Below are 13,604 nucleotides of genomic sequence, written 5' to 3'. Positions count from 1 at the left end.
ATTTTAAGGAAAGGAGAGGTAATTGTTAATTTTTAAACAGTTTGTTACTTAATCAATTAAGTATATTTCTGTACAAAACTTTCTAAACCAGAGTTATAACCTTCTCCCACTGCTTGAAATTTCCATTCACCATTTTTTTTATACAATTTCCCAAACTCTATAGCTGTTTCCCTAGAAAAATCTTCTTCTAGTTCATACTTAGTTATCTCTTCTTGAGTGTCCCCATCATAAATTCTGATATAAGAATTTCTTACTTGCCCGAAGTTTTGTCTTCTTTTGTCTGCTTCATATATAGTGACAACAAAAATAATTTCTTCAATTGTCGAATCAACCATTGATAAATCTACAGTTACAGTCTCATCATCTCCCTCTCCTTTTCCTGTCCGACTATCTCCCATAGACTCTACTGAACCATCAGCAGATTTAAGGTTATTATAAAAAACAAAATATTTCTCTTGAGGAATTTTGCCACTTGCTCCTAACATAAACACAGAAACATCAAGGTCAAAATCTGAACCTGTATCTGAGACATTTACATCCCATCCTAAACCTGCAGCAGCTTTTTTCATTCCAGGTGCTTCTTTAGACAGACTAACTCTTTCACCTTTACTAAGATTAATACTCATAAATATTTCCTCGATTTATTTACTATTTTTAACTACAACTAGCACAACTATGATTACGGAAAACGATTACAACCAAATTTTAATTAAGATGTCTAATTATGACAAAAGTCTGATTCAAACCAACCTTTACTATTTGGTAATGACATGAAAACCTAAATAGTATCTGCCAAAAAATTTCTCTGATTAGGATCGGGACCAGAGAAAAGTTTTATCGTTAGTTCAACCCTATTACTGGACTGTTTGATCTTCAAAAATTTTCTTGGTTTTGCGATTATGAAATACCTCAAGTTTCACTTAGTCAATTTTTTAAGAGTTATCGTTCACATTTTTTTCAGCAAATCCTAGAATAAATTATACCATTTTCAAGAAGTATTCCTACATTGATTTTTTCTAGTAAAAGCCTGCTATAAAGGGAAAAATTGGTTTGACCATCAAGGAAAATTGGGATTGCACATTGAACCAATGATAATTTATTTTCAACTATGATTATAGATATAAATCTTATTTTAATTGTGATCAATTATAGATTTTTAAGGAACAGAGAACAGAGAATAGGGAAGAAAGAAAAAAACTGTATCCTATCAAAAGAAAAAGCGCTCAATACTAGATAGTTAAGGAATAGTCAAATTATCAGATATGATTTCTGATTGCTATAGAAATTTTGTCATTCTTATTATAGGTTAGGTCTTGACAGTTTATTCCATATAAATAATGATTTATTTTCCTTCTTTTCGCTTATAAATATTTTGCTGAAAACTCCACCAATCTCCCCTTAATTCCTACCTCCTAATTCCTTGATTGAATGATTTTTCTCTGATATTCATCTTCTGTCATTAAATCTGTAGTACTTTCCACACGATCTAAAAATACTAGACCTTCTAGATGATCGTATTCATGTTGAAAAATTCTAGCAACAAAATCCGTTAATTCTTGTCTTTGCAGTTTTCCCTCTCGATTAGTGTATTCTACATTTATGACTCTATATCTTGGTACTAAACCCCTAATTCCTGGCACACTTAAACAACCTTCCCACCCCTTAACTCTATCTTCTGAATGAGATATTAATCTAGGGTTAATCATAGCTGTTGGCTCCATTTTGGGTGCATTTGGATATCTGAGATTGGGTCGAGATGCAACAATGAATAAGCGATCGCTAATTGAAACTTGTGGAGCAGCAATTCCCACACCATTTGTTTCAATTACTGTGGCAATTAAATTATCAATTATTTGCTGTAAATTTTTATCCCAAATATTATTAACAGGTTGAGCTTGACGTCGTAATATTTCATTGCCTAACTGAGCTACTTGTAATACTTCCATAATTTTTTCCTCTACTAATTTTCATCAAAAAAAAAGGGAATAAATATTTTTTATTGATTCCTCTACTCCCTACTTTTTCACAACTTACAGATTTATGAGTATTTCAAACTACTTATCTGAGACGTTATAGTTTTAAAATTTATTCAAGTCTATGTTTATTATATAAGCTTCTATAGGTATAGGGTTAAAATGGTAAATAAATTCAAAGGCCACTTTTTCTGTTTGAGGTAAGTATTCAGCCGTCAGGTATTAAAAAGTTGGTAGTGGGGCATTGTAATGATGGTCTATTGTAATTATTTTGGTCAATGGGAAGGGAAATGGAAGCATCTTGCTCCCTTCCTAGGCGTCGTTCATCCACATTTACCATTACTATGCAGGACTACCAAAAAATTACCTTTGAAGGAAGAATCAGAGTTGAAAAATTGAGCGAAAATTAAAAGTTACTTTCAAAGCAAATTAGCTAATCTTCCTGATTAATTACTTGGTGCTTTTTTACCAAAAAATGAGGGTATGTGCCTCCCCTTTTAAGGGGATGAAAAAATATTTAACTCAGTATTTCAAGCCTCCGACTTTAGTCGGAGGTTCACTGATAACTGATAACTGATAACTGATAACTGAAATGACCAACCGAAAAGCTTTTTGTGTAGTATTCCGTAGGAAAAGCTGACGAGCTAATACCTGAATTATTACTGTTTAAGCAATTACTCTTATTACTTGGAAGTCTCCGAAAATAATTTCCTTCGCTTAAGAAGAAGTCTCACAATTGACAATAGTATTACCATACTAAAAGTAAGCATCCAAAGACTTTGATAAATTTGATTCTGAAATATAATGCTGATTTAGCCACCACTAATAGCAAGTGCCCGACGCAAATTTTCTTCCATTAATTCACCTAGGACAAAACTTAAGAGAAAAGGTGTCAAAGAATATTGTAATTTGCGCAATAAATAACCAAAGACTCCGATGGCTAACATTAACAAAATAGACAGAATACTACCGTGGATAGAGAAAACCTGAATAAATGCCATTACTGCTAGTACCTGGAATAGCAGTCAATTAGGCAAGAGCAAAATACGAGCAAACAAACCTACCAAATAAAGATTTAGGAACGACAACATTAAGTTCCCTATATACATTGAAACAATTAGTCCTCCAGCAATTTCCGGCTGTTGGGTAAATAACATTGGACTGGGCTGAATATTATAGAATAATAATGCACCCATTCAACAATTAATAATGAATAATGAATAATGAATAATTACCTCTCCATGAATTGAAGAGGATTGACAAATTCATGAAAATTTTTTTTCACAGGAGTCGATTGGATATGGCGCAGGTTTCCTCGCCATCCCTCGACCGCTTATTATCCCCTTAAAAGGGGAGGCGCATACCCACAATTTTTCGGTAAAATAGCAGTAGTACCACTACCTGGAATTCCTAAAGTCAGTATGGGGACAAAAGCTCCCCCCGCCGCTGCATTATTAGCTGCTTCTGGGGCAGCTAAACCCCGAAAATCTCCTTTACCAAAAGTTTGTTCCTTTCATTTCACAAAAATATTTCTGGTGTCAATTTTCTTTTGGGTGAGTAAAGATTACCAAATAATTAAGTCGAGCAAGCTAAAAATAAAGACGTTGCGTATTTAATCCAAAAACCCCTAAAGCCATTGAATATAAACTTTTGAGCTAATTTACAATTTGATACATAGCGCCCAAAATTTACCATGTTCTACTTAGTAGATGGGTGACAACTAGCAATTCCTAGAACGGGAGCAAAATGCTCCCACTGCCTTGCCCTATTACCAAAATAATTACAATGGACTACTAACATTAGACATCTAGGAAAATCAATCTCAAACCTTTGCAATTACTAGACTAAAATTTAGTTTCTGGAGATGTCTATTAAAATGTACAACTACCGCAACAAAGCCCAAATAACCTCTAAACTATCCTCTTAATCGAGATGGTAAGTTACCAGTACGCAACTGAAAACTTAAGTTCTGACCATTACGATTAACTTCCAATTCCAACAAACTACCCACCGTTTTATTCTGAACAATTTGTTGTACATTTTCAGATTCAGTAATAGTTTGATTGTCAATTCTTTGAATTATATCTCCTGGTTGTAAACCACTTTTATCCGCAGGAGATCCAGGTACAACTTGCATAATTAATACCCCTTGGTCGTTGAATAACTGAATATTTGTATTTAAGTTTCGGTTGAGTTCTTGCCTAAGTTCCGGTGTCAGAGTTTGCATCGCAATACCCAAATAAGCGTGTTCTGCTTTACCCCCCTTAATTAATTGTTGAGCAATTTGTTGAGCATTATTAATAGGAATTGCAAATCCTAAGCCTTGAGCGCCATCAATAATAGCTGTATTAATGCCAACCACCTCACCATTTTGATTAAGTAGAGGGCCACCAGAATTACCAGGATTAATCGCAGCATCTGTCTGAATAAATCCTACTCGCTTATCTGGGACACCCACATCACTACTAGAACGACCCGTAGCACTAATAATACCAACTGTTACAGAATTATCTAGACCTAGAGGGTTGCCAATAGCGATCGCCCATTCTCCAGGTTGCAGGTTATTTGAATCTCCCACAGTTACGCTAGGAAGGTTATTAGCATCAATTTTAATCACAGCTACATCAGTTATAGAGTCTGTGCCCAAAACTCTACCTTGTAAACGACGGCCATCTTTAAGGACAACTTCCACAGTCGTTGAACCTTCTACAACATGAGCATTAGTGAGGATATTACCATCAGAACTAATGATAAAACCAGAACCAGTACCTCGCTCAACTGGTCCAGAACGTGAGGGAGGTTCATAACCATAGAAATCTTCTGGTATTCCTCGACCAAACATATTAGGTCGTTGACTGAATGTTCGAGAAGCATTAATCCTAACTACTGCCGGACCAACTTTTTGGACTGCATCTACAATAAAGTTACCATTGGAAATAGGTGCTCTAACTGGTAACCAATTAGAGTTTTCTGAGTTAGGAATACCATAATTATTAGAAGATGATTGAACGATCTGTGTTGAATTTTCCGAAGAGCTAGTTGTCTGTGGGAATATGATGCGTTGGCCCAACAATGCTCCTCCAGCTCCTGCCAGTATTAATAGATAGGTTAAAGGTTGTTGCCAAAATACTTTGTCTGTGGTTCTTTTCATTGTTATTTGTTTATGTTTGTAATTGGTTCGTCTGTTAAGAATGAATAATCGGGGTTTAGCTTCCTGATGAATAATTTTTCTTTAATTTTTCCTACAATACCTCTGGGGTTTATTACTTATTTTTTACTGCTGAATGTTTAAATAAGATAGCGATATGTTAAATTTAACATTGATCGAAAATGACATCCGGTTATTTAAGGTTAGAAAGAACTTATTCTTGTCCGCATTGCGGTATTGTAATGGACCGCGACTTGAATGGGGTTGCAAATATCAAAAATAGGGCGGCAGGGCATTCCGTTCTTAAAGCTCGTGGAGCCTGATGCAATGGCAGGGCTACGAAACGAGAATCTCACGCTATAGCGTCAGCTTAGTGTGGGAGATGTCACTGATTCCACACCTATAATAGGGAATAGGAATAGGAACATGGAACAGGGAACAGTGGGAAAAACATTTCCCTGTCTAAGGATCATTATCAGTTTATATCCGCACCCTATCTGTCTATTGGACGTTGCACAGTGACGAATGATTTTAGATGTTTGATTGAATTGGATTAAGGGCTTTGCTGATTTTTCTTTAATGGGGATAATGCTCCACATTGCTATCAAGAACGCCTAACTATTAACTGAAAAGGATTTTAGATTTTGCCAAATTTATATTTCATAGCTTGATTCAGCAACACATAAGGAAAAAGAGAAATAAAGGTTAAATACTTACAATATCTGCGAGGGATAAAATTTTATATTTAAGACTTAAAACAACGTTTGATAACGGAATACTTCCCAAACTGATGCCTAATTACATGCACAAACTTTTAGGCTGATATCTAATAGCTGATAGCTAGTTAAAACACATATTAAACTCTAACTAAGTTAGCGTAAATAAGGTTATTAAAATTCAAGGTTTAACTTTCAATTAGTCGATTTTTATCAAATAATTATCACAAGTACTTGTGCCAAATTACATTTAATATTTGTTAGTAGGGAGTAGTTCAACAATTAATAATTAATAATTACCTCTTCTTGGAAAGAAGAGGATTGACTAAAAGGAAAAATTTTTCTTTTCTCTTGGTCGATTGGATATGGCTCCGAGACATCGCCATCCCTCGACCACTTTTCTCCTTAAAAGGAGAGGCTTTAAACCTTAATTATTCGGTAAGAACAACATAGTTATATACTTGAGTCATAGATATAAAAATCTCAAAATGATTTTGTCTACTTATTTAACTCGCTCATTAAATATGCAAGTAATTTTCCATGACTACTTACTAATTTACATATTAATTAATCTACTATTATCTCTCTATTGACCTTTCGTATATTTACTATCCCTCAAAAAAATATCCGGTTGTTTTTATAGAAATCCGTTTCATATTATTTTTGCATACACCTATGATTTATTTAATGGTTGCTTATTAATTAAAAAAAATGATGACCAGATATAAATTTAACGCCAAAATTTTATTCAAAAAAGTTTTATTCAAAATAATTTTTTTTCCTGACTTCTGAATTATGAAATATCTGAATGATTATCAAGTATTCCTGTAGAAACAGTAATATTAGTCCATCTAACCCTTTTAATCTCAAGAAATAAACTGTAAAAATAACTACTTGTTTACTACAATAAAGTTGCTATAAATTTAATTTTAAATTACCAATAAAAAAGCCTTGAATCGATCTAAATATTTCGGGTTTCCACATATAAATCAAGTGTTTTTTTGCAAAATTTATGAGAAACCCGACAACTAAAATTTGACAGTATAGCTTGAGGATAAACTAAGTCAATAATTCAGTTAATTAATCTTCAGCAAAAATGTAGCGATAGAGTTCATCCGCTCCAGGTTCTGGACTACCTGTACCAAACTCAACTGCTTCAGCAATCAAATTTTCAATCTTTTGATCAATTGCTTTTAACTCTGCAACATCCGCCAAATTATGTTCTGTCAGATAAGCTGTAAATTGCTCGATCGGGTCACGAGAAAACCAATATTCCTTTTCTTCCTTATCCCGTAATTCATCAGGGTCAGCCAAAGAATGTCCTCGGAATCGATAAGTCAAAGCTTCAATTAAAGTAGGTCCTTCACCAGCACGAGCTCTGGCAACAGCCTCTTGAGCTGCAGAATGTACTGCCAATACATCCATACCATCAACCTCCACACCTACCATACCAAAGGCATGAGCTTTCTTATAAATCTCAGGTTCAGAAGTAGCCCGTTCGTGAGCCATACCAATTGCCCACTTATTATTCTCCACTACATAAATAATTGGTAGTTTCCACAAAGTGGCCATATTAAGGCATTCAAAAAACTGGCCATTATTACAAGCTCCATCTCCAAAGAAACAGGCCGTCACTTGGTCAGCAGCTTCATTCCCCATGGTTTCCCGACGATATTTACTCTGAAAAGCTGCCCCAGTAGCTACAGGAATGCCTTCAGCAACAAAAGCATAACCTCCCAATAAATTATGTTCAGCAGAGAACATATGCATTGACCCACCACGACCTTTAGAACAACCTGTAGCTTTACCAAATAATTCAGCCATAACTTCCCGTGCAGGTACACCAGCACTTAAGGCGTGAACATGGTCTCTATAAGTACTGCAAACAAAATCTTCATCTTGGCGCATAGCTTTAATCACACCAGAAGAAACGGCTTCTTGCCCATTATAAAGATGAACAAAGCCAAACATTTTACCTCGATAATACATTTCAGCACACTTATCTTCAAACAAGCGCCCTAAAACCATATCTTCGTATAGTACTAATCCTTCTTCTTTAGAAATTTTTATACTATTGGTATCAAAAGTAGGTAATGTACGTTCTTGGATCATTTTATCTATCCTAAGTTAGTATTATTAGTAATAAATCTTATATTACAAGTTAAAGGTTTAATAAAAGGCTCCAATGAATTTATATTTAGTAGTTTATAGGAGAATTGCGTATTAGAGCAAACAAATGTAACTAGCTTTTTACCGATAAAGTGCCATAAAGTTTGAAAGACCCTTTGCTTTAAAGAAGAGATAAAAAATAATATGTTTGTCTTAACAATAGCGCTATATGATATGATTAAGACTTGATAAAACCTAAATATAGGGGTAGGATTTGGCTCCTTAAGTAATTTAAGATGCTAGAATTAAAAATAAAGTAGTGAAGATACTATAAAAAACTCATGTATTCTAGCCGACTCCAAACTACGGGGCGTACTTAAACATTACAATCAAAACTTATGTAAGATTGTGGCTCTGGGGTCTAAGTTTTTGAACCTACATATTATTATAGTTTATCTTTATTACAGATAAAACAGATAAAGATAATCAGGAATTGTGAATATTTCTGTTTGAATATTTTCAAAATGGTTATTGTTCCAACTATTCCTCGTGCTTTAGCTAAGAGGTGGTCGAAAAGATTGGTAAAGTGACGAAAATCTTTCTAAATTTAGTTAGCAATATCGGATATTATCGGCTAACATAATAAGCTAATTATAGTAAATTATATTAACTCGCCTTTGAGGAAGTGCACTGTGCGGATTCCATTAGATTATTACCGAATTTTGGGTTTACCAATTCAGGCTACTGTCGAACAGTTACGACAGGCACATCGTGATCGCACTCAGCAGTTTCCGAGAAGAGAGTATTCGGAGGCGACAATAGTTGCCCGCAAACAACTTGTAGACGAAGCTTATGCTATTCTGTCTGACCTAGAACAACGGCAAACATACGATGGTAGTTTTCTGAGTAAAACCTACGGTCCGGAATTAGAACAAGTAAGTCCAGGTTCTGAGATAAATCTGGAAAAAGTACAACAAGAAGAAGAAAAAGAAACAAAACTTCAACAAACAGAAGAAATCCCTCCAAAAGTAGCTCCTAGGCGTTTAACAAGAGGGATAAGCTCTCACGGTAGAGAAAATCCAGTTACCCATGAGTTTGACCCTAACACTCCCAGTATAGAAATAGAAGATAGACAGTTTGTGGGTGCTCTCTTAATTTTACAGGAATTAGGAGAATATGAGTTGATCTTAAAGCTGACTCGTCCCTACCTAATCAATAATAGTATTGCTGTCAAAGATGGGCGTTTTGGAGATCCAGTATTAGTTCTACCAGATATTGCCCTAACGGTTGCTTTAGCAAATTTAGAATTAGGTAGAGAGCAATGGCAACAAGGACAATATGAAAGTGCGGCAACAGCTTTAGAAGCAGGTCAGGGATTATTGCTACGAGAAAACCTATTTGTCCAAATTAGAGGAGAGATACAAGCTGACCTCTATAAGCTACGTCCTTATAGAATAATGGAATTAGTCGAACTACCAGAAGAAAAAGCATTAGACCGTCGCCGTGGGTTAGAAATTCTTCAAGATATGTTGAATGAAAGAGGAGGAATTGATGGTCAAGGTAATGATCAATCTGGATTAGGGGTTGAAGATTTTCTGAAGTTTGTTCAGCAGCTACGTCACTATTTAACCATGGCAGAACAAAAGAAATTATTTGAGTCTGAAGCTCATCGTCCTTCTGCCGTTGGTACATATTTAGCAGTTTATACTTTTTTAGCTCAAGGGTTTGCCCAAAAACAACCAGCCTTAATTCGTAAAGCTAAGTTTATGCTGATACAATTGGGTAGGAGTCAAGATGTCAATCTAGAGAAAGCTGTCTGTTCATTACTTTTAGGACAAACTGAAGAGGCTAGTAGATCCTTAGAACTAAGCCAGGAACACGAACCTTTATCCTTTATTAAAGAAAATTCTCAAGAATCTCCAGATTTACTACCAGGTTTGTGTCTCTATGCTGAACATTGGTTGACGGAGGAAGTCTTTCCACATTTCCGCGACTTATCTGACAAGTCAGCTTCTTTGAAAGACTATTTTGCCGATCAGCACGTTCAAGCTTATCTAGAAGCTTTGCCTGCCGAAGCAGAAGCAACTAATCAATGGGTAGTTGTTCAACCCCGTCGTAGTCGTGATACAGAAGAGACATTCTATCAAAAAGAAACAGACCAATCTTCAGCCTTAGATTTGGAACAAAAACGTATCTCTAGTGTGGGTAACGCTGCTACTGCCACTATGGCCTCAACTAGCACAGGAACTTCAAATCAACTAGAAACTAGTTCTTATCAGTCACCTCAAGAAACATATAAATCATCTTCTATAGATATACAAAAACAAGGAAATTCCTTGAGCTATAGTCGCTATTCAGGGAGAATTGGAGAAAAGGGTAGAAGTCGTTTGCCTCAGTTAAATGAAAATATGTCAGTGGGTAGTAAAGAATTACCCCAATCAATGCCTGAGCAAAGTCCACGCAGAACATCAACTAGAAGAGAACCTGTTAAGATTGGTCGTTTAATATTAATAGCAGTTTTGGGATTATTAGCAATAGGATTGATTGGGTTTGTGGCCATAAAAACTATTGGCTGGTTAGCAAATGCTTTGGGCTTAGGCAGGGAACAACCAATTGTACAACTGGATAGACCTCCATTGGAAATTCCAGAACTTAATCAGGACAGTCTCACAGGATCAGGTCCAATTACAGAAGAAATCGCACGCATAGCTATTCAAAGTTGGTTAGATACTAAGGCTACAGCTCTAGGTCCTAATCATCAAACTGAGCAATTACAAAATATTCTCCTAGATCCAGCACTTGAACGTTGGTTACCTACAGCTAATGCTTTGAAGCGAGAGAAATCTTACCGAAAGTATGAGCATAGTTTAGAAATAAAAAATTTAAATATGAGCAACACAAATGCTAACCAAGCTCAAGTGGATGCTCAAGTTAGAGAAAAGGTAGAGTTTTATGATAATGACAGATTAACCAATTCTCAAAATGATAACTTGCTTGTTCGTTACGACTTGGTTCGTCAAGATGGAAAATGGAAAATTCGTGATTGGAATATACTCAAATAATTTTTAAGTCGTAAGTCGGTGGGTTTAATTATCCGTAACATAGCGATGGCAATTCAAAATATTGAAAATAAGGTTCAAAACTGCCTTCTGACTTCATTTTCAGATTCTTCATTTTAAGGTTTATTTATGTCTACCTACTTGATTTTATACTTTAGAAGGTCATAATCTGAGTTTTTTTGAAAGTCTGAAATTTCAGAGTTAGTAAGGATTGTATTTATTTTTTATAACTCAGATGTTTGTGAGATATAGCAGTCGAGATAGACTCTTGAAAATCAGAAAAACTTTCATGATATTGACCATATAAACATTTCTTTTTCACCCACTTCCAAAGTTTCTCTATTAAATTTAAGTTAGGAAAATACAGTGGTAGATATAATAACTCAATACCTAAATTTTTAGCTAACTCTTTCACTACTTGACAATGCCTGATATTGAACATTATCTAACATTAAAGTTACGGGAATACTTAATTTCAATTCTGCTAACTTTTTGAAAAAGTCACATACTTATGTCGCTGTGATATAAGTATCATTTGTTACTATAATAACTTCATGAGTTATGGCATTTAATGCTGCTAATGGTACTTACACATTTTATGGTAGAAAAATGCCTGTTTGCTTAGCATTCCTCAGGAAGAGTCATATCATGTCCGGTTGAATAATTAGACTTTGGTGGAAGGAAGGCAGCGGGAGCTGGAGGCTGGAGGCAGAAGCTTTTCTACAATTGTCACCTTGATTTTATACACAAACGATGCTACCGGACATGATATCAGTCTAGATCAGGGAATTACGTCAATGCCCTAACAATGGCTGTAACCTTTGCTTGTTAAAGATTTATACCTTTTTTGCGTCAAATTCTCTACCTATATATATTTGAGACTATTTTATAATCCTATTTTGTGTAACTCCCACTAATACATTACAGCGGTTTTCATTTGGGTAGACCACAGTAAGGACGTTCCATGGAACGTCCCTACAGGATTTTGCTTGTGAAGATGTGGTTCATCAAGAGCGAAAAGCGCTGTAAATCTTTTTCGCCCTGATGGTGACTTGATAAATAGTCTCGTCAAACACCATATATATCCTAGAAACTATAGGAGGATTGGATTTTCAGAGTGGAGGCTTTATTAAAAACAGAAATTTCAAATTTTTCCTGTATATTTATATCAATTGAAATCAAAATTTACAAAGCTTTGTTATTAAAAATAAGCAAATTGGTGGTGGTGCATAGTAATGGTAGAGAGTGTGTGGGGAGATTGGAAGTGCGGGAGATGGGGAGATTGAGAGATGGGGGGATGGGGAGTGCGGGAGAAATTAAAAAAGATATATCTTCACCATTACCATGCAGGACTACCAGCAAATTTACCAATGATAACTATTTCAGATTAATCCGGTTCATAAATGGTTCAAATCTAGTTATTTTTGGTCTGATTAGTGTGAGGCTTTCCCTAGAAGTCTGTCGCGATCGCTCAATAATTTTTCACCTTACTTCAGAAAGAAAATGGGTGGTGGTGCATAGTAATGGTAGAGAGTTTGTGGGGAGATAGGGAGTGCGGGAGATGGGGAGATGGGGAGATGGGGGGATGGGGAGTGCGGGAGAAATTAAATAAAGATATATCTTCACCATTACCATGCAGGACTACCAGAAAATGTAAGTCCTCCTCTTTTTTCCAGTTAGTAAGCATAGCTGAAGTTTGCTTGTAGCTTACTCTTTCCTTATGTTCATACCAGGCTTGAGTTCTAGTCGCTAAAGCTTTGTTGTATATCAGTCGTACACATCCTCAAGTCCTCCGCAGCAAATTTTTCTGCTCCGGAGTAGGGTAAAACCTAAATTTGTAGGCTTTTTCGACCATCTAATACTTGCTTGTAAGACTTTTAATATTTAACATATTATGTGTAAAACCGCAATATTAATTGGCATTCCCATAGGACGCTCCCTTACAGGAGAGCGCGGGTATAAAAGCCAACATTAAGATAAATTACGTTAGGAGAAATGTCAAACTAAGGCCAAATTAGCCATAATATAATTGTCGTTTGAATAATCAATAGTTGAGATAATTCCTAAATTTGACTTCTCACCCGACTAAAGTACGGGTGATTCTAAGTAGTCCCATCCGAATCGGTTTAAAAACACGATTCTGAAAAGCTACTAGCTGTCACTGGACTTGATTAAATTTTTTCCAGTGGTGGTAGTCAAAAACCACCTACAGACTCAAAGTGTGCTGACTCCGAATGTCGCATACATCGCCCTTACTTTTGTCTCACTTTCAGAGTGGTTTTACTCAAGGAGTAAGCTATAAATCCCTATCCTTGCTGCCTGCTTGTCTGTGCCAAGCGTCTTGGTAGAACTATCCTACTAGTTTCTTCCCGACAGGAGTTTCACCCCTACAAGCATTGAGTCTATGGGACAAACCTTGTTCCTACTTGCATTCATTAGTATTATCCCACATTTTTGGGATACTTGGGAATAGTGCGACTCGTTGGCCACTAAACCAGGAAACTGGGTATAAATGGCCATTCCAAGTCAATACAGGAGGATCACCTCGACTTGTGAATAACTCTTATTACCTTGGTGGTGAAATTCCATCCGCCCTGTT

11 protein-coding genes and 3 pseudogenes are annotated in these 13,604 nt (G+C 35.8%); 5 read left to right on the top strand and 9 right to left on the bottom strand.

Annotation, left to right across the window (positions count from 1 at the left end; genetic code table 11):
* Positions 1-56 precede the first annotated feature (56 nt).
* From F6K23_RS25355 to F6K23_RS25340, 6 genes and pseudogenes are all read right to left on the bottom strand, one after another.
* Positions 57-626 (bottom strand): TerD family protein, encoded by a 570-nt coding sequence (locus F6K23_RS25355; protein WP_287325423.1) that lies wholly within the window; start codon positions 624-626, stop codon positions 57-59.
* A gap of 786 nt (positions 627-1,412) precedes the next feature.
* On the bottom strand, positions 1,413-1,946 hold the full coding sequence (gene def, locus F6K23_RS25350; protein ID WP_375340781.1) for a peptide deformylase: 534 nt from the start codon (positions 1,944-1,946) through the stop codon (positions 1,413-1,415).
* A gap of 839 nt (positions 1,947-2,785) precedes the next feature.
* Entirely contained in the window at positions 2,786-2,974 is a 189-nt protein-coding gene (locus tag F6K23_RS25345; RefSeq protein WP_293160970.1) for a hypothetical protein, read from the bottom strand.
* A 24-nt stretch (positions 2,975-2,998) separates the two neighbouring features.
* A complete protein-coding gene (locus F6K23_RS42135) occupies positions 2,999-3,169 on the bottom strand; it encodes a tripartite tricarboxylate transporter permease (protein ID WP_367267814.1) in 171 nt (56 codons plus the stop codon).
* Positions 3,170-3,309: 140 nt separating this feature from the next.
* Positions 3,310-3,471, bottom strand: a pseudogene (locus F6K23_RS42130) (tripartite tricarboxylate transporter permease); the annotation flags it as partial.
* Between the two features lie 417 nt (positions 3,472-3,888).
* Entirely contained in the window at positions 3,889-5,124 is a 1,236-nt protein-coding gene (locus F6K23_RS25340; protein ID WP_293160968.1) for an HhoA/HhoB/HtrA family serine endopeptidase, read from the bottom strand.
* A gap of 179 nt (positions 5,125-5,303) precedes the next feature.
* On the opposite strand from F6K23_RS25340, the gene F6K23_RS25335 reads away from it, so the two are divergent.
* Positions 5,304-5,444 (top strand): zinc ribbon domain-containing protein, encoded by a 141-nt coding sequence (locus F6K23_RS25335; RefSeq protein WP_293160966.1) that lies wholly within the window; start codon positions 5,304-5,306, stop codon positions 5,442-5,444.
* Between the two features lie 1,473 nt (positions 5,445-6,917).
* Here the strand turns inward: F6K23_RS25335 and pdhA are convergent.
* A complete protein-coding gene (gene pdhA / locus F6K23_RS25330; protein WP_293160964.1) occupies positions 6,918-7,949 on the bottom strand; it encodes a pyruvate dehydrogenase (acetyl-transferring) E1 component subunit alpha in 1,032 nt (343 codons plus the stop codon).
* A 689-nt stretch (positions 7,950-8,638) separates the two neighbouring features.
* On the opposite strand from pdhA, the gene F6K23_RS25325 reads away from it, so the two are divergent.
* A complete protein-coding gene (locus F6K23_RS25325) occupies positions 8,639-11,008 on the top strand; it encodes an IMS domain-containing protein (RefSeq protein ID WP_293160962.1) in 2,370 nt (789 codons plus the stop codon).
* Between the two features lie 217 nt (positions 11,009-11,225).
* On the opposite strand, the pseudogene F6K23_RS42925 reads toward F6K23_RS25325, so the two are convergent.
* Positions 11,226-11,586: pseudogene (locus F6K23_RS42925) on the bottom strand (transposase); the annotation flags it as partial.
* Positions 11,587-12,221: 635 nt separating this feature from the next.
* On the opposite strand from F6K23_RS42925, the gene F6K23_RS25315 reads away from it, so the two are divergent.
* The gene (locus tag F6K23_RS25315; RefSeq protein ID WP_293160960.1) at positions 12,222-12,554 is read left to right on the top strand and encodes a hypothetical protein; all 333 of its coding nucleotides are present in this window, start codon (positions 12,222-12,224) and stop codon (positions 12,552-12,554) included.
* Positions 12,529-12,711 carry a hypothetical protein gene (locus F6K23_RS25310; RefSeq protein WP_293161054.1) on the top strand — a complete coding sequence of 61 codons (183 nt, stop codon included), beginning with the start codon at positions 12,529-12,531 and terminating at the stop codon, positions 12,709-12,711. The genes F6K23_RS25315 and F6K23_RS25310 overlap by 26 nt, the downstream gene beginning before the upstream one ends.
* Here F6K23_RS25310 and F6K23_RS25305 read toward each other — a convergent pair.
* Positions 12,651-12,860: pseudogene (locus tag F6K23_RS25305) on the bottom strand (helix-turn-helix domain-containing protein); the annotation flags it as partial. The gene F6K23_RS25310 and the pseudogene F6K23_RS25305 overlap by 61 nt on opposite strands.
* 541 nt (positions 12,861-13,401) lie before the next feature.
* On the opposite strand from F6K23_RS25305, the gene F6K23_RS25300 reads away from it, so the two are divergent.
* A partial coding sequence (locus F6K23_RS25300) for a hypothetical protein (protein ID WP_293160958.1) occupies positions 13,402-13,604 on the top strand: 203 nt, incomplete at its 3' end.

The organism is Okeania sp. SIO2C9 (assembly GCF_010672455.1).
In the GTDB taxonomy this organism is placed as follows: domain Bacteria; phylum Cyanobacteriota; class Cyanobacteriia; order Cyanobacteriales; family Microcoleaceae; genus Okeania.
Note: the sequence above shows the minus strand (reverse complement) of the source record. Positions and strands in the feature narration are given on the sequence as shown.